The organism is Sphingomonas sp. FW306-1B-B10E (genome assembly GCF_058782005.1).
In genome coordinates, this window is sequence record NZ_JBYSXG010000065.1 from 1 (window position 1) to 24,031 (window position 24,031).

Consider the following 24,031-nt stretch of genomic DNA (forward strand, 5'->3'; position numbering starts at 1 on the left):
GGGGAGGGGAAGGGCGATGGTTGTGCCGCGGGGTGTGGAAGAGCGGCGGCACCGGCGCGGCCGCCCTGCCGATTATTTGGCGAGGCTGGTACGCTCGCCGTCGACGCGCCAGAGCGCACCCGACTCGCGTGTTCGGACGTTCAGCGGGACGCCGTGCTTGAGACTGAGATAGGTGTGGATCTCGCCCGGTACTGCGTCGGCGACGGTGAGCGTCCCGTCGCGCAATGCCTGGATCCCCGCCGGCGCGTCGCTTTCGGTGACGACGAGCGCCTCGCGGCGAACGATGCGCCGGCCATCATGGCCGAGCGTCACGCGCCAATGCGATGCCGGCTTTACGATTCCCGGATCGTCGCCGACCGCGAGCGCATAGCCTTCGATCGCCGCGCGCGGATCGTCCGCCGGCACGACGAGGAGTGCGTGCGCCTCGGCGCCCTCGAAGCGCGCGGCGGCGAGGGTCGCCCGGGCATCGGCGAGGACCACCGCGCGGGGCGGCTGGTGGCCGGCGGGGGCGACGTGCACCTCGCCGCGATCGTCGAAGCGCGCTTCCGCCAGTGCCTGCCGCGAGGGCGCGGCGTCGAGCGCGAGGACGCGATAGCCCTGCTCGTCGACCAGGGTCACGAGCTGATCGGCGGCGATGCCGCGCAGTGCGAAGGCCGCGCGGGCGAGCTCGGTCGCGAGATCGAGGTGGAACAGCAGGCTGCCGCGCGCCGCGGCGAGGCCGGCGGCCTGGTGAAGCTTCGCCCAGGCTTCCTCGATACGCATGCGTTTCTCCCGTCCGCCGCCAGCCCTAGTCCCATGGCGGGCGGGCGCCAATGCTGGTCGCGGTAATCGCATCGACTATCGCGGCGGCGGCGCATCGATCCGATATGGACGGCATCAAGGACGAAGAGAGTCGCGAATCATGGGCTTCGGTATCCCCAGCTGGTCCGACATCAAGAGCGCAGTGTCGTCGACCGCCAGCAGCGCCACGAGCACGCTAGCCGGCGCCGCCGGGAGCGTCCGCGATCTGGGCAGCACGGCGCTGGCCAGGACCAAGGAATTGGCGAGCGACGGCCTGGATCTGGGCCGCCGGGCAGTCAACGCGGTGCGCTCTGTCGACGTGCGCGAGGCGGCGTCGGTGGTGCGGGAGAAAATCTCCGAAGGCACCGAAGCGGCGCGCGACGGCATCAAGACCGGGGTGGAATGGACCGGCCAGAAAACCCATGAAGCGGCCGAGTTCGCGCGTGCCCATGTGCCGGGCGGCGACAATGTCGTCTCCAACGCCGTGCGCGGCGCGATCACGGCGCAGGAGGACATGACTCGGTTCAGCCTGGGGTTCGTCGGCGGGGTTTCGCGCGAGGTCGTGGGCCTGGCGGGGACCGTGGGCGAGCTCGGCACCACGGCGGCCGAGATGCAGCTCTCTCAGGAAGCGCGGACCGAATATGGCCAGAAGATCGCCGAGGGCGCCAAGAATGCCGTCGAGGCGAGCGGCGAGTATCTCACGACGGTCGGGCGGGATCCGTCGCGGCTCGGCGACGATCTCACCAACATCGCCGGCGGCGTGAAGGATTGGGCCGGCGGGCAGATCGACCGCTACGAACAGTCGTTCCGCGACGGCAAGGGCTTCGAGACGGTCGGCATGGATGTCGGCACGGTGGCGACCTATGTCGTGCCGGTCGGCGGCGGACCCGCGCGCGGCGCGCTCACCGCTGCGACCCGTGGTGGAGTCGAGGCGGCGGCACGGACCGGTGCCGAGGTGATCGCACGTGACGGTGCCGAGGCGCTGGCACGCGGCGGCGGCGAGGCCGCCACGCGCGGGGGCATCGAGGCGCTGGACGGCGTTGCCGGCATCGCACGGCGCACCGGCGCGTCCGAGACCCGGCTCCAGGAAGTGATCGATCTCGGCAACGGCCATCGGCCGCCGCCCACCGAATATCTCTCCGCCGAACGGATCAGCGAGCATCGGGCCGCGTTCGACGACGGTGCCTCACGCTTCTCGCTCGCCAAGAATGTCGACAAATACGGGCTCGGCCAGCGCGACGGGACGACCTTCGTCATGACTCGCGGCGAGGCCGATCAGATCCTGCGCTCGACCGGCGGCGATCCGCGCAAGCTCGAAGAGGCGCTGGGCCTGCCCAAGGGCCAGCTGGACGGCGATGCGCTGGTGCGCGTCGACTTCAAGCCCGAGTCGCTCGATGATCTGGGCGTCCGCATGCCGAGCGGCAACGAGGCGGGGGCCAACGACAAATGGCTGCCGGGCGGCTATCTCCCCTCGGGCGCCAACGAAGCCGTGCTTGACGGCGCGCGGGCGAGCGCCGACCAATATGTAATCACAACGGTGAAATGACATGGCGACACGGTTCGAAGATACGGCAGTCGACCGCGAGGCATTGCTCTCGCTGGGCGTGGATCGCGAGAGCGGGCAGCGTTACTTGTCGATCCCGGTGTCCAACCGCATGGTCGATTACGAGGAATATTATCGCCTCGACGCGGACGAATATGACCGGTTTCGCGCCGATCCCGCCGCGGCGCGCGCCTTTGCCGATGCCTGCCGCCGCCGCGAGCATGACGACCGCCTGATCCTCGCGCCCGGCAGCGACCGCGGCACGCCGCGCTGACGCATTACGCTTAATCCTCCCCCGCCAGGGGGGCGGCGTCAGGCGCAACCTGACGGAGGGGGAGGAGGCACTGCACGCAGTGTTCCTCCCCCTCCGTCATGCTGCGCATGCCACCTCCCGCTGGCGCGGGGAGGATAATCCTGGCGCGATCCGATGCCCCCGCTCGCTCCTAAAAGATGATTAACGAGTAAAATCCCCGACAAATCGCCTGCCGCTTGGTTCGGACTGAGACGGAACATAGTTAATTAAAGGTGTGGGCGCCGGGCACCGGCCTTTAAGACTATTTCTATAGCCGTTCGCCGTTGTCCCTCATCTCGCAATTGCCTTAGGTCGCGCGCATGAGGCGAAGGAGTGTGCGATGCGGCTGTCGGTAGTGATGAGCGTCTATAACGACGCGCCGTTCCTGGACCGCGCGGTGACCAGCATCCTGCAGCAGAGCTGGCGCGAATTCGAGTTCATCATCATCAACGACGGGTCGACCGACGGCTCGACCGAGATCCTGCGCCGCTTCGCCGCCGCCGATCCTCGCATTCGGCTGGTCGAGCAGGAGAATCGCGGGCTCGTCGCCAGCCTCAACCGCGGCTTCGCGATGGCGCAGGGCGAACTCGTCGCGCGGATGGACGGCGACGATGAGTCGCTGCCGCAGCGCTTCGAAAAGCAGCTCGCCTTTCGCGACAAGCATCCCGATCACGGCGCGATCGGCGCGCAGACGGTCAATATCGACCTCGACGGCAACGTCATTCGCATGACCGACAACTATCCCCGCTCGTTCGAGCAGTTCATCGCGGCGATGGAGTCGCAGCCGCTGATGAACCATCCCAGCGCGATGATCGACAAGGCGGTCTTCGAGAAGGTCGGCGGCTATCGCACGCTCTATCGCCACTGCGAGGATTACGATCTCTGGCTGCGGCTGTCGGAAGTGACCAAGCTGTGCAGCGTCGACGAGGTCCTGCTGCGCTACCGCGTCAATCCCGACCAGGTGACGATCCGGCACCTTCTCCACGTCGCGGTCGGCGCGGCGATCGCCTGGGAAGCGCATGCGCATCGCAGCAAGGGCTTGCCCGACCCGACCGCGGACCTCGCGGTGCTGCCCGACGTCGAACATCTCGACGAACTCGACCGGATTTTCGGCGTCGCCGGCGTTGCGCGGCGGGTACGGGCGCGAGTGGCACCGCAATTGCTCTACTCGATGTCGGCGCTCGCCTCGGGCGGGGTGCAGCTGCTCTGCCAATATGTCGCGGAAGGCGGCGAGCGGCCGCCGGTGACGCGGACCGTGGCGCGGCTCGTGCGCCACGGCAAGTTCCGCGTGGCGGGGCATCTCGCCGCCGGGCTGTCGCGCTCGTACATGTCGGCCGCTAGCCAGTAATGGGCGTCCGCCAGGCAGCCTTGTGGTCGGTCGCCGGCCAATGGTTCGTGTTCGCGCTCAACTTCGCGGTGAGCGTGGTGATTGCGCGCTATCTGCTTCCGCCCTCGGCGCTCGGCACCTTTTCGGTCGGCTTCGCCGCCGCGGCGATGATCTCGATGCTTCAGGATTTCGGGCTGAGCCGCTTCCTGGTCCGCGCCGAGGAACTGACCGACCAGATGCTCGACACCTGCACGACGATCACCTTCTGCGTCGGCGCGGCGATCTGCCTCGTCATCGCCGCGCTGAGCGTGCCGATGGCGTGGTATTACGCCAACCCGCAATTGGTGCCGATCATGCTGCTGATCGGCGGGGCGTTCCTGCTGCTGCCGTTCAACACCGTGCCGATCGCGCTGCTCCAGCGCGCGGTCGACTATAAGAGCCTCGCGCTGATCAACCTGGCCGCGGCGTCCGCCAATGGCGCGGTGTCGATGGTCTTCGCGTATAAGGGCTATGGGCCGGTCGCGCTCGCGATCGGCTTCGTCGCGCAGCAGGTTGCGCGCGCGGCGATGGCCGAATGGCTCGGCCCGCGCAGCATCCGCTTCAAGCCCTCGTTCAAGGGCGCGCGTCCGGTCATCTCGTTCGGCTCGGGGACCACGGTGCTCGCGATCAGCGGCGCGATCGGCACGCGCTCGCCCGATTTGATCATCGGCGGGACCTTGGGGATGCACGCGGTCGGCCTGTATGGCCGCGCCGCGGGCATGGCCGACGGGCTGCGCGTGCTGCTCGACGGCGGGCTCTCGTCGGTATTCTTCAGCCATTTCGCCCAGCTGGTGCGGGCCAAGAGCACGCTGCACCGCGCCTATCTCGACCTGGTCGCCTGCTATACCAGCGTGATGTGGCCGGCGATGCTGCTGCTGTCGCTGCTCGCCATGCCGATCGTCACGATCGTCTATGGCCAGGGCTGGGAAGAGGCGGCGCGCGCGCTGCGCTGGGTGGCGCTCAGCGAATTGCTGTTCTTCGCGCTGCCGCTTCACACCGAGATTCCGCTGCTGAGCGGGCATCTGCGCGAATTGATCGTTCGCAACGTCATCGACACGGCGGTCGCCTTGCTCTGCCTGTTCTGCCTGGTCCGCTTCGGGCTCGAGGCGGCGGCGGCGGCGCGGCTGGTCTACGCCGTGATCTGGTTCGGCATCTATATCGGGCTGATCCAGCGGATCGTCGGCTTCTCGCGGCGCGCCTTGCTCGGGGTACATGCGAAGAGCGCCGCGAGCGCGCTCGCCGCGTGCCTGCCGGTCGCGGCGCTGACCCGGGGCGGAACCGTGCTGACGCTGGAAGGCGCGATCCTGTCGGCGGTGGCCGGCGGCGGGTGCTGGCTCGCTGCGCTGAGAGTGCTGCGTCATCCGACCTGGCGCGAGCTCGGCCGCGTCACCGATATCGTCCGGCCTCTTCTGTTCGGCCGGGCGACCATTTGAGGCCCGGGGGGGAGCCTGCCATGAAGATCGCCGCGCTGATCCGGGCCTATCATCGGCCCGACCAACTCGACCTGCTGCTCGATCGGCTCAGCGGGGAATTATGGGCGCCCTATGTTCATATCGACCGCAAGTCGGACATCGGCCAGTTCGCCGCGTCGCGCGACAAGGCGATATTCCTCGAAAACCGCGTGAAGATCTATTGGGGTGGGCTGAGCCAGGTCGAGGGCGTGGTGCGGCTGCTGCGGGCGGCGCTGCGCGACCCGGCGATCACGCATTTCTATCATATGAGCGGGCAATGCTATCCAGTCAAAAGCGACGCGCAGATCCGCGCGCGGCTGGCGAGCCTGCCCGCCGGCACCGCGAACTTGATCGAGATGCATGCGATGCCGGTCAGTCACAAGCCATATGAGCGCTATACAAGGCGCTGGCTGCACGACGTGCGCAATCCCATCGCCTGGCGCATTCTCAGCAGGCTGTTCCCGCGGCTGCCCGATCAGCCGCTTGAAAAGCTGCGCGGAATCCAATTGTACGGCGGCGGCTGCTGGTGGCTGTTCGAGCGCGACACGGTCGAGAAGATACTCGCCTTTCTCGGCGCCAATCGCTGGTATTGGCGGCTGTTCAAATATTCCGACTGCCCCGACGAAATGCTGCTCCACACGCTGATGGCGCCTCTAGACATTGCGATCGGCGGGGAGGCGCCCACTGCGGACGTCTGGATTCAGGGCAAGGCGCATCCCGAGACCGTCACCGAGGCGATCCACCGCCAGTTCGTCGCGGGGCCTGCACTTTTCGGACGCAAATATATCGACTTCCACCCGGCACTGGCCGGCGCGGTGCGCGCCGCGGCGGAGTGACGGTTGCCGGTCCAGACGATGCGCTCGCGGAACAAAAAGCCTGTCCGTCGATTGCTGCCCCGATCCGGTTGCGTTTGGGCGTCCGGCAAGGACAGGGGTAATCGACGATGAAGAAGATTTTTGCTTTGACCGCGGTGGCCGGCCTCGTCGCGCTTTCGGCATGCAACAGCACGCCGCGCGAGCAGGCGGCGGACAATATCGAGGCGAATGCCGACGCAGTTGCCGACAATTACGAAGCAGCGGCGGACAACGCCACGACCGAGGCGGGTGAGCAGGCGCTCGACAACAAGGCCGATGCCGTCCGCGCGACGGGCGCAAACCAGGCCGAGGACATGCGCACGCACGACGCGGACACCAACCTGTCCAACGGGATGTAAGGTCCTAATCGATCCGCGGGCCGCGCAGGCGGCACGCAGCAAGAGGGCGTCCGCGATGCGGGCGCCCTTTTCCGTTCGGTAGGCCGGCGTGGCGAATTGGGTCCGGCAGATTGCGGGGTCAGGCCCAGGAAACGCGACGTTTAACAGATGACAGATACTTCAGCTACTTGGCCTATTATCTTGAGATATCAAAATATAGCGACTTGATAGTCTTGAGACCATTGGGTATATTCACTGCGTTACTGATCGATAAGGGGATCAGTCATGCAAGCGATCATCAGACTATTGGTAAAGGCGACCTTCGTCTCGCTGCTGACCATGATGTCGCAGCCTGCGCAAGCGCAGACCCGCTTCGCCAACTGCTTCAACTTCGGCGGCGTCTATACCGGCAAGAATGACGGCCGCGACGCCACGATCCGCATCGAGACATTCGGCCTCTCGCCGGCCGGGTGCCGGTTCTTCATCCGCTTCGAATCCGGTGGCAGTGCCTGGTGCATCAATCTGCGCCGCAACGATTCGCCGGCACACATCCTTCGCGACGTCGTCTTGCGGTCCGAGAGCGGAGGCGAGAATGTGAACTGGCGGGCGCTCTACCTCCATACTTGGGATATTCGCTTCCTGTCCGGAGTCAGCGTCTGGAACGGGACCGAGTTCGGCATGTCCTTCACCCGAACCGGCCAAGTCGCGCAGGTGACCTGCCCGTTCAACGGCTAGGGCCGACTTAGCGAAAGCCTCCCGCGCATCGCTTCCTTCATGACCGATGTGCCGACGCCGTCTTCGATCGTCCTGAAACGGCCGTTCGCCTGTGACTCGAAAGCCACATGGCGGTCGAGATCGTACCAGCCTGTGAATTGTCTCCATTGCGCAACGAGCCGCTTTGTTTCTCATATGTGACGATAAGCGAAAGAGGATGTCTCGGGTGGCGTAATTGGAGGACCAATTGATGCGCAATATGACGGTTTGGAAGAGTTCGGGTATCGCGCTTGCGGCGCTTGCCGCAGCGCTGGCGGCATTGCCGGCGCAGGCGCAGACCGCGCCGCCCGATGACGGGCAGGGCGCGAGCCAGAGCGGTGAGGAAATCGTCGTCACGGGATCGCGCATCCGGCGCAATCCGCTCGATCAGGACAAGCCCGTCGTCACCGTCGACGAGACGTCGATCGCGCGGACCGGCCTGAGCTCCGTCGCCGATGTCCTCCAGCGGCTGCCCAGCGCGGGCGGCGGGCTCAACACCAAGGTCAACAATGCCGGCAATGTCGGCGGCCCGCCCGATGGTACCGGGGTGAGCTCGGGCTCGTCCGAGATCGACCTGCGCTACCTCGCCGCCAAGCGCACGCTCGTGCTGGTCGATGGTCTTCGCTACGTCAACGGCTCGGCGGCGGGCGGCATCCCCGCCTCGGTCGACCTCAATGCGCTGCCGACCAGCATGATCGAGCGCGTCGAAGTCCTCCAGTCGGGCGCGTCGCCACTCTACGGCACCGACGCGGTCGCCGGCGTGGTCAACATCATTACCAAGCAAAAGCAGGTCGGGCTTCGTGCTTCGGCGCAGTTCGGCACCTATCGCCAAGGCGACGGGCATACCCAGAATTACGAGGCGAGCTACGGCATCCAATCGCCCGACACGGGCACCTCGCTGGTGTTCGGCGGCTATTATACCAAGCAGGAAGGGGTGAGCACCGCCGACCGATCGATCTCGCAATTCCCGACGCCGGGGGGCACGAGCTGCGCCGCGGGCGGCTGTTCGAGCGCGACGCCGAACGGGCGCTTCGGCGTACTGGGGCTGCCCAATCAGACGCTGATCGCGCCGGTGATCGGACGCGCACCGACGCTCGCCGACTTCCGCCCCTATAATTCGGACACCGACTCGTTCAATTTCGGGCCGTATAACTATTTGCTGACGCCGTCGGAGCGCTATGGCGCCTTCGTCAACTTCAAGCAGGAGCTGGGCGAGAACATCAACCTGCGCACCAAGCTGGTCGCCAATCATCGCCATTCGACCACCCAGGCGGCGTTCCTGCCGCTGTCGATCGGGCCCGATGCCGGCAATGGCAATATCCTCGACACGATCACGATTGACGCCTCCAACCCCTACAATCCGTTCGGCACGCTGTCGTCGGGCGCGAACGGCACGCCGGCCAATTACTCGATGATCCGCCGCCGCTTCGTCGAGGGCGGGCAGCGCACGTTCACTCAGGACGTCGACACCCTGTCGGCGACCGTCACCCTCGATGGCTCGTTCAACGTCGGCAGCCGCAACTTTTATTGGGACGTCAACGGCGTCTACGGCATCAATGACGGGCACCAATTGTTCACCGGCAACGTCAATGCCGCGAACCTTGCCCGCGCGCTGGGGCCGGTGGCCAACTGCACCGGGCCGTGCGTGCCGTTCAACATCTTCGGCGGCCTGGGGTCGATCACCCAGCCGATGCTCGATTACGTGACCTTCGACGAGAAGGACAAGAGCAGCCAGCAGCTGTGGGACTTCACCGCCAACCTCTCGGGCGAGTTGTTCGACCTGCCGGGCGGCGCGGTCGGCGTCGCGATCGGCTATGAGCATCGCGACCAGAAAGCGAGCTACGATCCCGATCCGCTGATCGTCGCCGGACTCGGCGCCGACGTGCCGACCAGCCCGGCGCGCGGTGGGTTCAACGTCGATGAATTCTATGGCGAGTTGCGGCTGCCGATCCTGGCCAATGTCGGCTTCTTCCACTTGCTCGAACTCGACGGCGCAGTGCGCCACTCGAACTATTCGTCGTTCGGCAGCAACACGACCTTCACGGCCTCGGGGCTGTGGAAGCCGGTGCGCGACCTGCTGTTCCGCGGCGGCTATGCCGAGAGCCTGCGCGCGCCGAGCATCGGCGAGCTCTATGCCGGGCCGTCGCGCTTCGATGCGACGATCGACGATCCGTGCACCAGCGCGCCAGGCGGCGCATTCACGACCAATGCGACGGTGCGCGCGAACTGCATCGCCAACGGCGTGCCGGCGAACGGCAGCTATAACGAGCCGACCGGCGGGCAGCTCGGCGTGTTCTCACAGGGCAATACCGCGCTGAAGCCCGAGACCGCCGAAACCTGGACCGCGGGCGGCGTCTACAGCCCGAGCTGGGCGACCGGCGGCTTCGCCAGCGCGCTGAGCCTCGAGGTCAATTGGTACAGCATCAAGCTGACCAACGCGATCGACTCGGTGCCGGCGACGCTGACCCTGTCGCGCTGCGCGTTCAGCGCCGATCCGGTGAGCTGCGCGTCGATCCAGCGTACCGCGAGCGGGCAGGTCGCCTCGATCAATGCGCGGCTGCTCAATCTCAATGCGATCGAGACCTCGGGAGTCGACTGGACGGTCAACTTCCGCTCGCGCGAATTCGGCGGTGGCAGCGTCGGGCTCAACGTCAATGCGGCGCACCTGATCAAGTACAACATCGTGCCCCCGTCGGACCTCAACGCCCCGACCCAGGAATATGCCGGCACCGAGCGCGGCAGCCCCGACCAGGCCTATCCCAAGTTCAAGCTCAACGGCACGCTCGACTGGTCGACTCCGGCTTACGGCATCTCGTTCACCGGGCGCTACATCAACGGCGTCGACGAACGCGACGGCGAGCACCGGATGGGCAGCGTGTTCTATGGCGACGTGCAATTCTATCTGTCGCCGGGCTGGATGGACCACCGGCTGCGGCTAACCGCGGGCGTCAACAACATCTTCGACCGCGATCCGCCGCCCTGCTTCACCTGCGACAGCGCGAACTACGATCCGACGACCTACGATCTGCCGGGGCAGTTCGGCTATCTGCGGCTTTCGTACGGGTTCTGAACGTGAGGAAGGGGCCGGGCGGCATTGCACGCCCGGCCCTTTTCGTCTGCCGCACGATCAGGGAATCGACCTGATCCAGATTGATTTGCGAAACCCGCCCGGGCCCCGCGCATTGGATCGGCATGTCCCGCTATTATTTCCACCGCGAAGGCGCCGAGGATACGAGCGACCCGACCGGCGCCGAACTGCCCGATGACGGCGCCGTCCGCGAATGGGCGAAGCGCGAGGCGCTGGTGCTCGGCATCGAGCAGATCAAGCGGCAGGGTCGGCTGGTCCTCGGCAGCCGCGTCACGGTGACCGACGAGGCGGGCGAAGAGGTCGCGCACGCCTGTGTCGGCGACGTGATCGAAGTGGTCGAATGAGATGGCCGACCCGAGCGACTTGAATTCGTTGGGAGATCCGACCTGTCGGCGCCAAGATCGCGCTCCGCAACGGCAGCGTGAGCAGGACGCGCGACGGGGCCTGTATCGGCGCGCGCTGAGGGGTCTTGGAACCCGCGCGGCGGCGGTCCATTAGGGGACGGCAAGCAAGTCAGGGAGTGGACGGCATGAAGCGGGTAGCGATGACGATGGTGGCGGCCGCGACGATCCTCGGCGGATGTGCGACACCCGAGCAGAATGCCCGCTACATGGCGGGGCATTATCGGGCGCAGGCCGACATCATGAACGCGGCGGGCGAGAAGGTCGGTACCGCAGTGGCCGAGGAAGTCGACGGCGCGATCCGCGTGATCGTCGAGGCCGGCGGGCTGCCCGAGGGCGCGCACGGCACGCATGTCCACGCGGTCGGCAAATGTGTCGGCCCCGACTTCGCCAGCGCCGGGCCGCACTGGAACCCGACCGCGCACCAGCACGGCAAGGAGAATCCCGCCGGCCCGCATGCCGGCGACATGCCCAATCTCGACATCGATGCCGGCGGCCGCGACCGGACGATCTTCACGCTTCCCGGCGGCACCTATCAGCAGTTGCTCGACGAGGACGGCGCGGCGATCGTGATCCATGCGAACGCCGACGACTACAAAACCGATCCCTCGGGCAATTCCGGCGGGCGGATCGCGTGCGGGGTGTTCCAGGCGATGTAATGCGGGGCGGCAGCCGGCGGTCCGGCTGTCGCCAGTCTGGCCAGCGATATCAGGGAGCCTAAGCCAATGCCGTCAGCCTTTGCCTTCGTGCTGTCCCTGACGGCGCTGCCCGCCGGCCACTCCCAGGATATCCAGACCAGCAACGACTGGGCGACGGGCTCGGCGCATGCGGCGGTCATCGACTCGATCAATCGCAACAGCGTCGCGCGCGCGCCCCGGGAGGGCGCCCGCGCGTCCACCACCCGCCGCTGGACCCCGGCCGAGCGCGCGCGGAACTGCGCGTTGCTGCGCACGCACCTCGCACGGCTCAACGCGCGGCAACTGCAGTCCTATCGGATTGCCTGCCGATCGGGCCGGTGACTGCCCGCAGGCGTCAATAGACGCAGGGCTTGCCGATCTCGAGGTCGCCCATCGTTTCCTCGATCGTCTGCGCCCAGCCGATCCGCGCGCGGGCGGCGTTGACTGCCGCCGGGTTCTCGATCGGCTTCAGTGCCAAGCGGCCGTCGCGGCACGACGCCTGACTGCCATAGAGCTGCGGCTTGCCCTTGTGGACCTGCACGCGATCGAAGGTGAGCGCATAGTCGCGCGCATCGACCTCGCCCGATTTGAGGCCCGCGGACATCCGGGCCAGCGCATATTCGCGGAAGCCGTCATCGGGCGAATGCTGGGCGATGAGCCAGGCGCCATGGGTGACCTGCCGACCGTGGCGGCGGTTGCTGAACCAGCCCGAACGCGGGAGGAGCCGCTTGAGCGCCTTAGTGTTCTCGCGATCGATCTGGGTCAGCGATGCGCCGATCGCTTCGCTGACGGCCTGGCGTTGCGCGGGGTCGAGCCCGGGCTCGTCGAGCCGCTACAGGTTCTGGCGCGTGACTTCGTCGCGGCGGATCAGGTGGAGCATCCTGGTGTTCAGGTCGGCATCGGCGTGGGGCGCTTCGTCGGCCGAGGCGATCGCCTGGTGCCAGCGCCCGATCGCCTCGGCGACCTTCGGGTCGAGGGCCTGCGAAGCCAGTGCGAGGATAAGCCGATTCATTGCAAATCCCCGTGCCGTACCTGGATGGCTTGCATCATTGCGGCGAGCCGAGCGCAGCGCAAGGCCGGGCCGGGCGCCACCTCAGCTTCAATCGCGCATCATCCGATCGCGACCGTGTCCGGCGCGTCCTCGGCCTTTTCGGGGCGGATATAGATCGACGACAGCAAGGGCAGTGCTGCCTTGAGCTCGCGCTCGATATTCTCGATCAGCGTCTCGCCGGCGCCCATCGTGATGCTGTCCTCGAAATCGGCGCTGACTGCGACGAAGATCCGGTCGGGCGCGGTGTGGATAGTGCGGACATGATTGACCCGGACGATCTCGGGCCGGCGGTCGAGGATCGCGCGGACGCAGGCGACCACGTCGGGGCGGGCGCGCTCGCCGATCAGCAGCCCCTTAGATTCGCGCGCGAGCAGGGTCGCGACGCATGCCAGGATGCAGCCGATCACGATCGACGCCGCGCCGTCGATACGCGGGTCGTTCCAGGCGTGGCTCGCCCACACGCCGATGGCCGCGACGACCAGTCCGGCGAGCGCGGCCGAATCCTCGAACAGGACGATGAAGGTCGCCGGGTCCTTCGACTCGCGCACCGCCTGCCACCAGCCCATCTCGCCCTTGGCCGCGGAGAATTCACGCAGTGCGATGATCCAGCTCGTTCCTTCGAGCAGGGTGGCCACGCCCAGCACGATGTAATTGACCAGCGGATCGCGCAGCGGCTCGGGCTCGGCGATGTGCTTCCAGCCCTCGTAGATCGAGACGCCCGCGCCCAGCCCGAAGATCAGGATCGCGACGACGAACGCCCAGAAATAGAGCTCGCGGCCATAGCCGAACGGGTGCTCGGTGTCGGGGGGGCGCTTGGCCCGGCGCTGGCCGTAGAGGAGGAGCCCCTGATTGCCGCTGTCGACGAGGCTGTGGACGCCTTCGGTAAGCATCGAAGACGAGCCGGTGATCGCCGCCGCCACGAACTTGGCGACGGCGATTCCGACATTCGCCGCGAGCGCGGCATAGAGGACGATGTTGGCGCGCCAGCCCGACGCGGGAGACGCACCCATTACGGCTTAGTCGAGCCCGAGCTTGTGCATCACCTTGCCGATGATGCCCTTGGTGCCGGCAGGGCCAGCAGCGAGCTTTTCCTCGGCCTTCTCGTTATAGCCCGAGCTCTCGGGCAGCGAGTGATTGTGGACCGGCTGGGTCGAGGCGGGCGGATCCGACGCGTCCATCGATTCGTCGAGTGCCCGGTCGAGCCGCGCTTCCTTGCTTTCGGGATTGCGCTCGAGCCGCTCGACGATCGAGCGGTCCGTGCCGGCATCGGCGGAGGACACGGGCGCCGGGCGCTCGTTTGCGGTCGCCGAATTGGCATCCGCATCCTCGGGTCCCGGTGCCACCGACATCTTGTCCATTGCCGGGTCGATCGGGTTGGCAGTCATGGTTCACTCTCCTGAGCGTTGCCCTGCTGTAACGACCATCGCGCGATTCGCGTTCCGCAGGGGCGGCGCAAAAGAAACGGCCCGGCGGGGATGCCGCCGGGCCGTGATTTCGTCGAGCTTGGGCTGCGCTCAGTTGCGCGAGCTGCCGAACAGGCGGAGCAGGAACAGGAACATGTTGATGAAGTCGAGATAGAGGTTGAGCGCCCCCATGATCACGACCTTGCCCATCATGTCGGTGCCGGCGACATAGGCATACATGCTCTTGATCTTCTGCGTGTCATAGGCAGTGAGGCCGGCGAAGATCAGCACGCCGATCGCGCTGATCACCAGGCTCATCGTGCCCGACTGCAGGAAGACATTGACGACCATCGCGACGATCAGGCCGATCAGCCCCATGATCAGGAAGGTGCCGAAGCCCGACAGGTCGCGCTTGGTGGTGTAGCCGTAGAGGCTCAGGCCAGCGAAGCCCGCAGCGGTGCCGAAGAACACCTGCGCGATCGACGTGTCGGTATAAGTGATGAAGATCGTCGACAGCGACGCGCCGAGCAGGCCGGCATAGGCGAAAAACAGCGCCTTGAGCGTGCCTTCCGACATGCGGTTCTGGCCGAAGCTCATCGCGAAGACGATCGCCAGCGGCGACAGCATCACGACCCAGCCGAGCAGCGAAGGCGCAAGCTGCAGTCCGCGCGCGGTCTCGCGCACCACGAACAGAAGCTGCTGCAAGGCGTCGATCTTGCCGAACGCCAGCGCGACGATGCCGGTCAGCAGCACGCCCGAGAGCATGTAATTGTAGACCGACAGCATATATGCCCTGAGCCCCGCGTCATGCGCTTCCGCGCGCGCGCCGGTCGCTGCGTACGCTGCGCCAGTCCGGGGATCCGACCAATTCGCCATTGTGAACTCCTTTGCCCGGCAAGCTGCCGGAATGCTCCGAATATCGTTCCTGATCCGGTCCTTTTCAAGCGAAACTGGTGGGCGGCGCGCAGGATCCGTGGTTAAGCGGCGCCATGCACCGCCTGTTCGTCGGCCTCCGCCCGCCTCCAGCGATCCGCGCGCAGCTGCTCGGCATGATGGGCGGCGTCACCGGCGCGCGCTGGCAGGACGATGCGCAGCTTCACCTCACCTTGCGCTTCATCGGCGAAGTCGAGCGTCCGCAGGCCGAGGATGTCGCGATCGCGCTGTCGAACATCCGCTTCCCGCCGGTGACGGTCGCGCTCGCCGGGGTCGGCCAGTTCGACAGTCGCGGACGGCCCAATGCGCTGTGGGCCGGGGTCCGCCCGCACGATGCGCTGGCCGAGCTTCACAAGAAGGTCGATCAGGCTTTGGTACGCTGCGGGCTTATGCCCGAACGCCGCGCCTATCTGCCGCACATCACGCTGGCGCGGATGAATGCCTCGGCCGGCACCACCGACCGGTTCCTCGAAAGCCATGCCGGCCTCGCCAGCCCTGCTTTCACGCTCGACCATTTCCTGTTGTTCGAGAGCACGCTGGGCCGCGAAGGCGCGATCTACGAGGCGATCGAGCGCTATCCGTTACGGGGATAGCGCCCTGGGGCGGCCACAGTGCGCGGGGCCTAGTGCTCCTGCTTTCGCAGGAGCACTAGGTCAGGAAAGCACGCGCTGCACGAATTTCGCGCCCAATTCTATCCCGGCTGGATCGACCCCGTGGCCTAGCCCCGGCGACACATGCCCCTCCAGCGGAAACCCGTTCCGCTCGAGCTCGGCAACAGCATGGCGGTATGCGCTGAGCGGCACGACGGTATCGGCGTCGCCGTGGATCAGCAGCACCGGCGGCTTGCTGCGTACCTCCGCAGGATCGAGCCCGGGCCCCGCGATCATCCCCGAATAGCCGAGGATGCCGGCAAGCTGCCGCTCGCGCCGCACGCCGACGTGCAGCGCCATCATCGTTCCCTGGCTGAACCCGACCAGCACCAGCTTGCTCTCGTCGAGGCCATGCTCGGCGAGCAGACCATCAAGATAGGCGTCGAGCACCGGCGCGGCGCCCAGCGCGCCGAGCGCGAGGGCGGGGCGGCTGAGATCGTGGAGCGCCCACCATTGATAGCCGCCGGGAACGCCGGGGCAGCGCTCGGGCGCATTGGGCGCGACGAACAGCGCGTCGGGAAGCCGCGGCTGCCACATCGGCGCGAACGAGATCAGGTCGGCGCCGTTCGAGCCATAGCCGTGGAGCAGCACCACGATCTGCTTCGGCGCGCCGCCAGATGCGGGCGCGAGGCTGGGGCCGGTCAATTGCTGCATAGGACGTCCTTCAGAAATGGCACCCTCTCCCGGTCGCCCTCAGCTTGTCGAAGGGCGATGGACACGAGCGGTGTGCTCGCGGTGAGCCGCCCTTCGACAGGCTCAGGGCGAACGGGCGGGAGATGGGGTCAGCCGAGCGGATAGAGCGCGCCGGCGACCCAGCGCAGTTCGGCACGAAGCACCCCCCAGGCGCGTGCGGCGGCGCGGCTGTCCATCGGCTCAACGCCGATCCCGCGCGCGCCGAGCGCCTTGACCAGGGCAAGCGGAGGACGCACCAGCGTCTCGCCGGTGCCGAGCAGCAGGAATTCGGGTTTGGGGTCCAGCCCGAGCAACGGTGCGAGATCGGCTTCGGTCAATTCGGCGAGCGGGGGCGGCGACCAGCCATCGGCACGCTTGGGGGTGATCAACAGCCCCTCATACACCCCGTCGTCGACGCGGAAGCCGCGCCCCGAAAAGCCGGAGATCACCGGCCCTTCGGCGCTGCGGCGCTCCATCTTCATCCTTCGCGCGGCCCGACGCGCTCGGCGTTGCTGCCGGCGTCCTTGCGCTCCTCGCGGAAGCCGGGCTTGAGCCCGAGCGTGATCAGCAGCGAGGACGAGACGTAGATCGACGAATAGGTGCCGACGACGATGCCGAGCATCATCGCCGCGGTGAAGCCGCGCAGCACGTGCCCGCCAAAGATCAGCAATGCGGCGAGCGCGAGCATGATCGTCACCGAGGTCATCACCGTGCGGGGCAGCGTCTCGTTGACCGACAGGTCGATCAGGTCGCGCATGTCCATCTTGCGGAACTTGCGCATGTTCTCGCGGATGCGGTCGTCGATCACCATCTTGTCGTTGATCGAATAGCCGATGATCGTGAGCACCGCGGCGACGATGTTGAGGTCGAAGGTGAACAGCTCGCGGAACAATGCGAAGAAGCCCAGCGTCATCAGCACGTCGTGGATGATCGCGACCGCGGTCGAAACGCCGAACTGCCATTCGTAGCGGAACCACGAAAAGATCGCGATGCCGATGATCGCGAGGACCACGGCGAGGATGCCGTTCTGGATCAGCTCGCCCGAGACCTTGCCCGACACGGTCGAATAGTTCGAGAAGGTCGCGCCCGGGAATTTCGCCGCGAGTGCCGCCTTGACCTTCTCGACCATCTGGTCGGTTGCGGCCGGGTCGGTGGATTCGGGGCTGGGCAGGCGGATCGTCACGGTGTTGGCACCGCCCAGTTTCTGAAGCGCCGCCTCACCGAGACCGAGATTGTTGATCGTAGAGCGCAGCTCGGAGTCGGGCGGAGGCGTGACGAACTTCTCCTCGATCGACACGCCGCCGGCGAAGTCGACGCCCATATTGAGCCCGCGCGTGAACACCAGGGCCAGCGCGGCGACGGTGAGCAGGGCCGTGATCGCAAAGGCAATGTGGCGAATCCGGACGAACTGGATATTCGTATTGTCCGGGACGATCTTGAGGAGCCGCATGGTCCGGGCTTCCTTAAATGTGGATTTCGCTGGGCCGGTTACGGCGCAGCCAGAGGGTGACGAGCATGCGGGTGAAGACCACGGCGGTGAACACCGAGGTCGCGATGCCGAACAGCAGCACCACCGCGAAGCCGCGCACCGGACCCGAGCCGAGCACGAGCATGATGAAGCCCGCGATCGCGTGGGTCACGTTCGCCTCGAAGATCGTCCGGCTGGCTTCCTTGTAGCCGAGCTCGACTGCCTGGATCACGCTGCGCCCGCGCCGCCGCTCTTCGCGGATGCGCTCGTTGATCAGCACGTTGGCGTCGACCGCGGTGCCGATGGTCAGCACGAAACCGGCGATGCCCGGCAGCGTCAGCGTTGCGGTGAGCAGTCCCATCATCGCCAGGATGACGAGCACGTTGATGATCACTGCGATCGTCGCATAGATGCCGAAGCGGCCATAGGTCAGGATCATGAAGGCGATGACCGCGACGACCGCGATGATCGATGCGGTGATGCCAGAGCGGATCGAATCGGCGCCGAGTTCGGGGCTGACGGTCGATTCCTGGACGACCTTGAGCGGCACCTTGAGCTTGCCCGAACGCAATGCAATCGCAAGCTCGTTGGCGCTCTGGACAGTGAAGCCGCCGTTGATCACCGCGCTTCCGCCGAGGATCGGCTCGTTGATGCGCGGCGCCGAGATCACGACATTGTCGACGATGATCGCGAAGGGCTTGCCCGAATTCTCCTGAGTGACCTTGGCGAAGCGGCGCGAGCCGGCGCCGTCGAGCTGGAGGGTGACGCCCGGCGCGCCGGTCTGCGGATCATAGCTTTGCGAGGCGTTGACCAGCATGTCGCCGGTGATCATCACCTGGCGCTGCACCGCGATCTGCCCGCCGCCATCGGCATAAGGCAGCAGGATCGATCCCGGCGGCGCGACGCCCGGCTGGGTGGCTGTGGTGTCCACTAGGCGGAATTCGAGCTTGGCGGTCTTGCCGAGCAGGTTCTTGAGCGCGGTCGGGTCGTTGAGCCCGGGAACCTGGACGACGATGCGGTTGCCGCCTTCGCGCACCACGGTCGGCTCGACGGTGCCGAGGGCGTTGATCCGGCGCTCGACGACTTCGCGGGCGTCGCCCATCGCCGTGTCGATCGCCTGGTTGAGCCCGGCCTGGGTCGGCGTGAGGACGAAGCGGCTGGTATCGACGACGGCGATGTCCCATTCGCGCTGGCCGGTGGTGCCGACCCCGCTGCCGGTGATCGCCAGCAGCTTTTCGCGCGCGGCATCGACCTTGGCCGAATCGCGGACCATGAAGCTCAATTTGCCACCCTGGACCGAGATGTCGCCGATCTCGATTCGCGGATCCTGGCGCATCGAGCTGCGGACCTGCTCGCGCATCTGCTCAATGCGCGAGGCGGCGACGTCCTTGGTGTCGCCCTCGAGCAGCAGATACGAGCCGCCAGCGAGGTCGAGGCCGAAGTTGATCGCCTTCTGGGGAATCCAGGATGGCCAAGTCGCGCGCACGCTCTTGGGGACGAGGCTCGGCACCGCGAGGAGCACCATCAGCGCGAGGCCGATGGAGATCGTCAGGACCTTCCAGCGAGAAAAATCGAGCATCAGTCGTTCGCGGGCTTGGCGCCGCCCAAGGGGCGCACTTCGGCGAGGGTGGCCTTGATCGCACGGACCTTCACGTTGGTCCCCAGCTCGATCTCGACCTCGGTCTCGTCGACCTTGGTGACCTTGCCGATCAGCCCGCCCGCGGTGACCACGGTATCGCCCTTCTTGACCGCGGCGACCGAGTCCTGCAGCGCCTTCATGCGCTTCTGCTGCGGACGGATCATCAGGAAGTAGAAGACGACGAAGATCAGGACGAGCGGCAGCAGCGAGACGATCGCGCCGGCGGAGCTTCCGCCCTGCGCCGCGCCTGCGGCCTGTGCATATGCTGGGGTGGCGAACATGGGTTTTCGGTGGCCTGGATTTGCGGGGCGCGGGACGGCCCCTTCAAGCGGCGCGCGCTAACATGTGCCACAAAGCCGTGCAACTATTGTCGCTGCCGCTTGCATCCCGCGCCGGACGGGAATAGAGGGCCCAACCTTGGTCGGGGCGTAGCGCAGCCTGGTAGCGCATCACACTGGGGGTGTGGGGGTCGCAGGTTCGAATCCTGTCGCCCCGACCAGTCTTCTCACAACATCGGTATCATACGGCCGCGCGTTCGGGGCGGCATGCGGTCGCGCGCATTTGCCTGGTACCCTTGCGGCGCGAGTCGATCCTCGTGCTCCTGCGGAAGCAGGAGCCCAGGGTAGCGTAGGGCTGCACGGCCCTGGGCTCCTGCTTTCGCAGGAGCACGGACATTGCATCCAAAACGCCACGCGCTTGCGAGCAGCATAGGCTCAACCCCTTCAGATCCGCGAAGTCATTTCACCGTCTGTCAATCGTCACGCATCTGCAACGGATGCGCCGTCGAATCGCAATAAGGCGGGCCTAGTGGCGCCCTCGCCGGGGGATCACACCCGGGGGGAGAAATCTACATGTCGCACCGTTCGCGCCTGCTTCAGGCCACCCTGCCGTTCACCCTCGCCGCATTGGGCGTGGCCCAGCCCGCCTTTGCGCAGACCGTCGGCGCGTCCGCCGACGAGGCTGCGGCGCCCGTCCAGCAGGCCGAAACCGAGGATGGCGGCGAGATCGTCGTCACCGGCTCCTACGCGCAGAGCCTCGCCGCCGCGACCGAAACCAAGCGTCGGGCGGCATACGGCGTCGACTCGATCGCCTCGACCGACATCGGCAAATTCCCCACCCAGAACGTCGCCGAGGCGCTCCAGCTCGTCACCGGCGTGGCGATCACCCGGCCGCGCGGCGAAGGCCTCTATGTCAGCGTCCGCGGGCTCGGGCCGCAATTCCAGAGCACCCTGCTCAACGGCCGCACCGTCGCGATCAACGACCTGATCGAGAATGGCGGCGCCAACGGCCGCCAGTTCCGCTTCGAGATGCTGCCCGCCGAGTTCGTCTCGCAGATCGACGTCGTCAAGACGCCGACCTCGGACATGACCGAGGGCGCGCTGGGCGGCAATATCGACGTGCACACCTTCCGCCCGCTCGAGGTCGGCACCAAGACCACGCTCAACCTGCGCGGCACCTATACGTCGATGACCGACAAGGTGAAGGCGAACGCCACCGCGATCACCAGTTACAAGAGCGAGGACGGCAGCTTCGGCCTGCTCGCCGGCGCGCAATATTGGTCCAAGGCGGTGCGCAACGACCGCTGGTACAATAATGGCTGGGTGCTCGACCGGTTTGCCAAGCCGGATGCGACCGGGTTCAAGCTGCCCGCAGGCTTATACACTCCAATCCGCACGCGTCCGACGATCGAGACGGAGAATCGCGAACGCTATTCGGGGCTGATCTCCGCGCAGTGGAAGCCCTCTGACGAACTCGAGACCACCCTCGACGTCCTCGGCACCCGGCTCGACGTCGCCTATGACGAGTTCGGCCTCGATATCTATCCCGACGATCCCGGCACTGCCGCCAGTGCCGGCTTACCCGCCGTCCCCGCCGTTTCGATCGTTCCCGGATCGGTCAAGCTCGACGGCAACACTGTGGTCGCCGCGACGCTCAATAATGTGCGTTTCATGGGCACGCGCGAATACAGCCTCAACCGCCACGATTTGCTCAGCGTCGGCCTGAAGCAGAGCTGGAGGCCCGAGGGCTGGGATGTCACCGCCAACGTCAACTGGTCGTACGCGCACAGCTTCCACCCGAGCTACGATGTCGGCACGGTGCGCAGCCGCATCCAGTTCTTCGCGCCGCTGACCTATGATGCGTCGGGTGGGTACAAGGTGATCCCGACCTTCACGACGCCGGTCGACCCGACCAACCCGGCGAACTTCGTCCTCTATCCGTTCAACATCGCGCCCAAGAACAGCAAGGACTGGGATTGGTATGCGCGGCTGGACGTGGGTCACGAGATCGGCGGCCTCCTGAGCAAGGTTGCGGCCGGCGGCGAATATCATTGGCGCAAGCGCGATTACGCGCGGCGCGACTTCACGGTCGATCCGGGCAGGGTCCCGCTGACCACCTTCGCACCGAACGGCTATGAGCAGATCCCGTTCGACGACTTCCTCAGCGGCGTCTCGGGCAATGCGCCGCGAACCTGGATCGTGCCGATTACCAGCGTTTTCTACGACAAGCTCTTCACCGCCGCGGTTGCCAATTCGCCACTTTCGAACGGCGACAAGCGCGCGTCCTATGTCGTGACGGAGAAGACCGCGAGCGGCTATGTTCGCGCCGACTATGCGATCGGCTCCAGCATCACTGGGAATGTTGGCGTGCGCTATGTCCATACCGATCAGGTGTCGAGCGGCACGCTGATCGTTGGCACTGAGCCGAAGCCGGCGAGCTTCCCCAAGACCTTCAACAACTGGCTGCCGAGCTTCAACCTGCGTGCCGAGTTGAGTCCCACCCTTATCGCGCGCCTCGCGGCTAGCCGGGTGCTCACCCGGCCGAACGTCACGCAAAGCTCGCCGCAGATCAGTGTCTCGACCGACGCCGCGACCGGCAGCGGCGGCAATCCCGACCTGATTCCCTTCGTCGCGACCCAGTTCGACGGTTCGCTCGAATGGTATTTCAGCCACAAGGGCTCGCTCACCGGGGCGGTGTTCTACAAGGCGATGGACGACTACATCACCCAGGAGAACCGGTATGTGGAAATCCCCGGCCGCGGCCAGATCCTGCTGAGCACCCAGGTCAATGGCGGTGACGCCAAGGTCTATGGCGCGGAAGCTGCGTACAACCAGGTGTTCACCTTCCTGCCCAAGCCGTTCGACGGGCTCGGCATCCAGGCGTCGTACACGCACACGTCGGTGCAGGCGGACTACACCTCCGGCACGCGGAAGATCAAAGACCAACTGGCCGGGCTGTCGAAGAACAGCTTCAACCTCGTCGGCTTCTACGACTACGGCCCGGTCTCGGCGCGGCTGTCCTACACTTGGCGCGACAAATATCTGTCGGGCACCGGCAGCAGCACGAACACGCCGAGCTATATCGACGCGTTCGGTTCGCTGGACGGCAACCTCTCCTTCCGCGTCACCGACAAGACGATGCTGAGCGTCGAGGCGATCAACATCGCCGGCGCGCGGCAGTATAGCTACAGCGACGACCCGATCCGCTATAACGAGATCCATTATTGGGGTCGGACGATCCTGTTCGGCGTGCGGACGGAATTCTGATGATCAAGGGGCTTCTCACCGTCGCTGCGCTGGCCCTAGCCGGCGCGGCGGCGACCCCGCAGGCGATGAACGATGTCCAGGTCGTCGGCTCGCACAACAGCTTCAAGGCGCGGATCCCTACGGCGGTGATGGCCAAGATCCGGGCAATGGACCCGAAGAGCGCCGAGGGGCTCGATTACTACCATCTGCCATTGACGCAGCAGTTCGACGCGGGCGTGCGCCAGATCGAGCTCGACATATTCGCCGACCCAGCGGGCGGGCGCTATGCCGATCCCAAGGGCGAGGCCTGGGCCAAGGCGGCGGGCGAGGCGACCGGCTTCGATCGCGCGGCGATGCTCAAGCCGGGGTTCAAGGTGTTCCACATTCCCGATGTGGACTATCTCAGCACTTGCGTGACCCTGGTGCGCTGCCTGGGCGAGGTCGACCGCTGGTCGCGCGCGCATCCCAAGCATCTGCCGATCATGATCACGATCAACGCTGCCGATACGCCCTCGAATCGGCCGGGGATCACCAACCCGCTGCCGCTCGACGGCGCCGGGCTGCTCGATGCGCTGGATGGCGAGATCCGCTCGGTGCTGCCGGGAAGGCGGCTGATCACTCCGGACGAGGTACGCGGCAATGCGCCGAGCCTGCGCGAGGCGCTGCAGACGCGCGGCTGGCCTTCGCTCGCGGCGGCACGGGGGCGGATCTACATCCTGCTCGACGTGCGCAGCGCCGTCTCCGACGCCTATCGCGCCGGGCATCCGTCGCTGACAGGGCGGGCGATGTTCGGCTGGTATCCCGATGGCGAGCCGGAATCGGCGGTGCAGATCGTCCAGGACCCGCTGGTCGACGGCGACAAGATCCGCAAATGGGTCTCGGAAGGCGTGATCGTCCGGACGCGAACCGACGCCAACACGGTCGAGGCGCGCAGCCGCGACTATGCCAAGACGAAGGCCGCAATCGCGAGCGGCGCGCAGGCGGTGAGCACCGATTATTATCCCGGCGCGCCCGATCCGCTGAAGGCGGGGTTCGTGGTGACCTTGTCGAAGGGTGCGATGGCGCAGTGCAGCCCGGTGCGGGTGGCGAAAGGATGCGCGCTCAAGCCTTAGGTTGATCTCCCCTCCCTGCAAGGGAGGGGTGGGGGG

The 24,031-nt window shown here is 66.3% G+C and carries 25 protein-coding genes and 1 tRNA gene; 15 read left to right on the forward strand and 11 right to left on the reverse strand.

What is annotated here, in order from left to right:
- Nucleotides 1-72 precede the first annotated feature (72 nt).
- On the reverse strand, nucleotides 73-762 hold the full coding sequence (locus AC3WJI_RS19020) for a hypothetical protein (protein WP_492758867.1): 690 nt from the start codon (nucleotides 760-762) through the stop codon (nucleotides 73-75).
- Nucleotides 763-901: 139 nt separating this feature from the next.
- Between AC3WJI_RS19020 and AC3WJI_RS19025 the strand changes: the two genes are divergently transcribed.
- The 11 genes from AC3WJI_RS19025 (at nucleotide 902) to AC3WJI_RS19075 (ending at nucleotide 11,885) form a co-directional block, all read left to right on the forward strand.
- Nucleotides 902-2,326: a hypothetical protein gene (locus AC3WJI_RS19025; RefSeq protein WP_492758868.1), complete on the forward strand. Its 1,425-nt coding sequence runs from the start codon at nucleotides 902-904 to the stop codon at nucleotides 2,324-2,326.
- Between the two features lies 1 nt (nucleotide 2,327).
- A complete protein-coding gene (locus AC3WJI_RS19030) occupies nucleotides 2,328-2,597 on the forward strand; it encodes a hypothetical protein (protein ID WP_492758869.1) in 270 nt (89 codons plus the stop codon).
- Between the two features lie 358 nt (nucleotides 2,598-2,955).
- On the forward strand, nucleotides 2,956-3,963 hold the full coding sequence (locus AC3WJI_RS19035) for a glycosyltransferase family 2 protein (protein ID WP_492758870.1): 1,008 nt from the start codon (nucleotides 2,956-2,958) through the stop codon (nucleotides 3,961-3,963).
- On the forward strand, nucleotides 3,963-5,414 hold the full coding sequence (locus tag AC3WJI_RS19040) for an oligosaccharide flippase family protein (RefSeq protein WP_492758871.1): 1,452 nt from the start codon (nucleotides 3,963-3,965) through the stop codon (nucleotides 5,412-5,414). Before AC3WJI_RS19035 ends, AC3WJI_RS19040 begins: the two co-directional genes overlap by 1 nt.
- Nucleotides 5,415-5,434: 20 nt before the next feature.
- A complete protein-coding gene (locus tag AC3WJI_RS19045; RefSeq protein WP_492758872.1) occupies nucleotides 5,435-6,268 on the forward strand; it encodes a beta-1,6-N-acetylglucosaminyltransferase in 834 nt (277 codons plus the stop codon).
- Between the two features lie 107 nt (nucleotides 6,269-6,375).
- A complete protein-coding gene (locus tag AC3WJI_RS19050) occupies nucleotides 6,376-6,645 on the forward strand; it encodes a hypothetical protein (protein ID WP_492758873.1) in 270 nt (89 codons plus the stop codon).
- 264 nt (nucleotides 6,646-6,909) lie between these two features.
- Nucleotides 6,910-7,359: a hypothetical protein gene (locus AC3WJI_RS19055; protein WP_492758874.1), complete on the forward strand. Its 450-nt coding sequence runs from the start codon at nucleotides 6,910-6,912 to the stop codon at nucleotides 7,357-7,359.
- Between the two features lie 229 nt (nucleotides 7,360-7,588).
- Nucleotides 7,589-10,447, forward strand: coding sequence for a TonB-dependent receptor domain-containing protein (locus tag AC3WJI_RS19060; protein ID WP_492758875.1), 2,859 nt, complete (start codon nucleotides 7,589-7,591; stop codon nucleotides 10,445-10,447).
- Between the two features lie 122 nt (nucleotides 10,448-10,569).
- Entirely contained in the window at nucleotides 10,570-10,809 is a 240-nt protein-coding gene (locus tag AC3WJI_RS19065) for a DUF6894 family protein (protein WP_492758876.1), read from the forward strand.
- Between the two features lie 185 nt (nucleotides 10,810-10,994).
- A complete protein-coding gene (locus AC3WJI_RS19070) occupies nucleotides 10,995-11,525 on the forward strand; it encodes a superoxide dismutase family protein (RefSeq protein WP_492758877.1) in 531 nt (176 codons plus the stop codon).
- Nucleotides 11,526-11,591: 66 nt separating this feature from the next.
- Nucleotides 11,592-11,885 (forward strand): hypothetical protein, encoded by a 294-nt coding sequence (locus tag AC3WJI_RS19075; RefSeq protein ID WP_492758878.1) that lies wholly within the window; start codon nucleotides 11,592-11,594, stop codon nucleotides 11,883-11,885.
- Nucleotides 11,886-11,898: 13 nt separating this feature from the next.
- On the opposite strand, the gene AC3WJI_RS19080 is transcribed toward AC3WJI_RS19075, so the two are convergent.
- The 5 genes from AC3WJI_RS19080 to AC3WJI_RS19100 all read right to left on the reverse strand — a co-directional run bounded on the left by AC3WJI_RS19080 (nucleotide 11,899) and on the right by AC3WJI_RS19100 (nucleotide 14,873).
- On the reverse strand, nucleotides 11,899-12,321 hold the full coding sequence (locus tag AC3WJI_RS19080; RefSeq protein WP_492758891.1) for a DUF6624 domain-containing protein: 423 nt from the start codon (nucleotides 12,319-12,321) through the stop codon (nucleotides 11,899-11,901).
- Between the two features lie 54 nt (nucleotides 12,322-12,375).
- Nucleotides 12,376-12,555, reverse strand: coding sequence for a hypothetical protein (locus AC3WJI_RS19085; RefSeq protein ID WP_492758879.1), 180 nt, complete (start codon nucleotides 12,553-12,555; stop codon nucleotides 12,376-12,378).
- Nucleotides 12,556-12,653: 98 nt separating this feature from the next.
- Nucleotides 12,654-13,604 carry a cation diffusion facilitator family transporter gene (locus AC3WJI_RS19090; protein ID WP_492758880.1) on the reverse strand — a complete coding sequence of 317 codons (951 nt, stop codon included), beginning with the start codon at nucleotides 13,602-13,604 and terminating at the stop codon, nucleotides 12,654-12,656.
- Between the two features lie 6 nt (nucleotides 13,605-13,610).
- Complete coding sequence (locus tag AC3WJI_RS19095; protein WP_492758881.1) at nucleotides 13,611-13,979, reverse strand: hypothetical protein; 369 nt, start codon at nucleotides 13,977-13,979, stop codon at nucleotides 13,611-13,613.
- Between the two features lie 129 nt (nucleotides 13,980-14,108).
- Nucleotides 14,109-14,873, reverse strand: a complete 765-nt coding sequence (locus AC3WJI_RS19100; RefSeq protein ID WP_492758882.1) for a Bax inhibitor-1/YccA family protein — start codon at nucleotides 14,871-14,873, stop codon at nucleotides 14,109-14,111.
- 113 nt (nucleotides 14,874-14,986) lie between these two features.
- On the opposite strand from AC3WJI_RS19100, the gene thpR reads away from it, so the two are divergent.
- Nucleotides 14,987-15,523, forward strand: coding sequence for an RNA 2',3'-cyclic phosphodiesterase (thpR, locus tag AC3WJI_RS19105; protein ID WP_492758883.1), 537 nt, complete (start codon nucleotides 14,987-14,989; stop codon nucleotides 15,521-15,523).
- Nucleotides 15,524-15,583: 60 nt separating this feature from the next.
- Here the strand turns inward: thpR and AC3WJI_RS19110 are convergent, their stop codons facing one another.
- The 5 genes from AC3WJI_RS19110 to yajC all read right to left on the reverse strand — a co-directional run bounded on the left by AC3WJI_RS19110 (nucleotide 15,584) and on the right by yajC (nucleotide 19,640).
- Entirely contained in the window at nucleotides 15,584-16,234 is a 651-nt protein-coding gene (locus AC3WJI_RS19110) for an alpha/beta hydrolase (protein WP_492758884.1), read from the reverse strand.
- A 128-nt stretch (nucleotides 16,235-16,362) separates the two neighbouring features.
- Nucleotides 16,363-16,734, reverse strand: a complete 372-nt coding sequence (locus AC3WJI_RS19115; RefSeq protein WP_492758885.1) for an Mth938-like domain-containing protein — start codon at nucleotides 16,732-16,734, stop codon at nucleotides 16,363-16,365.
- A complete protein-coding gene (gene secF / locus AC3WJI_RS19120; protein ID WP_492758886.1) occupies nucleotides 16,731-17,702 on the reverse strand; it encodes a protein translocase subunit SecF in 972 nt (323 codons plus the stop codon). The genes AC3WJI_RS19115 and secF overlap by 4 nt, the downstream gene beginning before the upstream one ends.
- 13 nt (nucleotides 17,703-17,715) lie before the next feature.
- The gene (gene secD, locus AC3WJI_RS19125) at nucleotides 17,716-19,299 is read right to left on the reverse strand and encodes a protein translocase subunit SecD (RefSeq protein WP_492758887.1); all 1,584 of its coding nucleotides are present in this window, start codon (nucleotides 19,297-19,299) and stop codon (nucleotides 17,716-17,718) included.
- The gene (yajC, locus tag AC3WJI_RS19130) at nucleotides 19,299-19,640 is read right to left on the reverse strand and encodes a preprotein translocase subunit YajC (protein WP_492758888.1); all 342 of its coding nucleotides are present in this window, start codon (nucleotides 19,638-19,640) and stop codon (nucleotides 19,299-19,301) included. Before yajC ends, secD begins: the two co-directional genes overlap by 1 nt.
- Before the next feature lie 141 nt (nucleotides 19,641-19,781).
- On the opposite strand from yajC, the gene AC3WJI_RS19135 reads away from it, so the two are divergent.
- From AC3WJI_RS19135 to AC3WJI_RS19145, 3 genes are all read left to right on the forward strand, one after another.
- Nucleotides 19,782-19,858 (forward strand) — tRNA-Pro (locus AC3WJI_RS19135).
- A 352-nt stretch (nucleotides 19,859-20,210) separates the two neighbouring features.
- Complete coding sequence (locus AC3WJI_RS19140; RefSeq protein WP_492758889.1) at nucleotides 20,211-22,904, forward strand: TonB-dependent receptor; 2,694 nt, start codon at nucleotides 20,211-20,213, stop codon at nucleotides 22,902-22,904.
- Nucleotides 22,904-23,995: a Ca2+-dependent phosphoinositide-specific phospholipase C gene (locus AC3WJI_RS19145; RefSeq protein WP_492758890.1), complete on the forward strand. Its 1,092-nt coding sequence runs from the start codon at nucleotides 22,904-22,906 to the stop codon at nucleotides 23,993-23,995. Before AC3WJI_RS19140 ends, AC3WJI_RS19145 begins: the two co-directional genes overlap by 1 nt.
- Nucleotides 23,996-24,031 lie beyond the last annotated feature (36 nt).

Bases quoted from the DNA above. Each gene is read 5' to 3' on its own strand.
- AC3WJI_RS19070 (WP_492758877.1), top strand. From the start codon at position 10,995: ATGAAGCGGGTAGCGATGACGATGGTGGCGGCCGCGACGATCCTCGGC.
- AC3WJI_RS19040 (WP_492758871.1), top strand. From the start codon at position 3,963: ATGGGCGTCCGCCAGGCAGCCTTGTGGTCGGTCGCCGGCCAATGGTTC.
- AC3WJI_RS19035 (WP_492758870.1), top strand. From the start codon at position 2,956: ATGCGGCTGTCGGTAGTGATGAGCGTCTATAACGACGCGCCGTTCCTG.
- thpR (WP_492758883.1), top strand. From the start codon at position 14,987: ATGCACCGCCTGTTCGTCGGCCTCCGCCCGCCTCCAGCGATCCGCGCG.
- AC3WJI_RS19090 (WP_492758880.1), bottom strand. From the start codon at position 13,604: ATGGGTGCGTCTCCCGCGTCGGGCTGGCGCGCCAACATCGTCCTCTAT.
- AC3WJI_RS19095 (WP_492758881.1), bottom strand. From the start codon at position 13,979: ATGACTGCCAACCCGATCGACCCGGCAATGGACAAGATGTCGGTGGCA.
- AC3WJI_RS19050 (WP_492758873.1), top strand. From the start codon at position 6,376: ATGAAGAAGATTTTTGCTTTGACCGCGGTGGCCGGCCTCGTCGCGCTT.
- AC3WJI_RS19060 (WP_492758875.1), top strand. From the start codon at position 7,589: ATGCGCAATATGACGGTTTGGAAGAGTTCGGGTATCGCGCTTGCGGCG.
- secD (WP_492758887.1), bottom strand. From the start codon at position 19,299: ATGCTCGATTTTTCTCGCTGGAAGGTCCTGACGATCTCCATCGGCCTC.
- yajC (WP_492758888.1), bottom strand. From the start codon at position 19,640: ATGTTCGCCACCCCAGCATATGCACAGGCCGCAGGCGCGGCGCAGGGC.
- AC3WJI_RS19030 (WP_492758869.1), top strand. From the start codon at position 2,328: ATGGCGACACGGTTCGAAGATACGGCAGTCGACCGCGAGGCATTGCTC.
- AC3WJI_RS19025 (WP_492758868.1), top strand. From the start codon at position 902: ATGGGCTTCGGTATCCCCAGCTGGTCCGACATCAAGAGCGCAGTGTCG.
- AC3WJI_RS19140 (WP_492758889.1), top strand. From the start codon at position 20,211: ATGTCGCACCGTTCGCGCCTGCTTCAGGCCACCCTGCCGTTCACCCTC.
- AC3WJI_RS19065 (WP_492758876.1), top strand. From the start codon at position 10,570: ATGTCCCGCTATTATTTCCACCGCGAAGGCGCCGAGGATACGAGCGAC.
- AC3WJI_RS19110 (WP_492758884.1), bottom strand. From the start codon at position 16,234: ATGCAGCAATTGACCGGCCCCAGCCTCGCGCCCGCATCTGGCGGCGCG.
- AC3WJI_RS19055 (WP_492758874.1), top strand. From the start codon at position 6,910: ATGCAAGCGATCATCAGACTATTGGTAAAGGCGACCTTCGTCTCGCTG.
- AC3WJI_RS19115 (WP_492758885.1), bottom strand. From the start codon at position 16,734: ATGAAGATGGAGCGCCGCAGCGCCGAAGGGCCGGTGATCTCCGGCTTT.
- AC3WJI_RS19045 (WP_492758872.1), top strand. From the start codon at position 5,435: ATGAAGATCGCCGCGCTGATCCGGGCCTATCATCGGCCCGACCAACTC.
- secF (WP_492758886.1), bottom strand. From the start codon at position 17,702: ATGCGGCTCCTCAAGATCGTCCCGGACAATACGAATATCCAGTTCGTC.
- AC3WJI_RS19100 (WP_492758882.1), bottom strand. From the start codon at position 14,873: ATGGCGAATTGGTCGGATCCCCGGACTGGCGCAGCGTACGCAGCGACC.
- AC3WJI_RS19020 (WP_492758867.1), bottom strand. From the start codon at position 762: ATGCGTATCGAGGAAGCCTGGGCGAAGCTTCACCAGGCCGCCGGCCTC.
- AC3WJI_RS19085 (WP_492758879.1), bottom strand. From the start codon at position 12,555: ATGAATCGGCTTATCCTCGCACTGGCTTCGCAGGCCCTCGACCCGAAG.
- AC3WJI_RS19145 (WP_492758890.1), top strand. From the start codon at position 22,904: ATGATCAAGGGGCTTCTCACCGTCGCTGCGCTGGCCCTAGCCGGCGCG.
- AC3WJI_RS19075 (WP_492758878.1), top strand. From the start codon at position 11,592: ATGCCGTCAGCCTTTGCCTTCGTGCTGTCCCTGACGGCGCTGCCCGCC.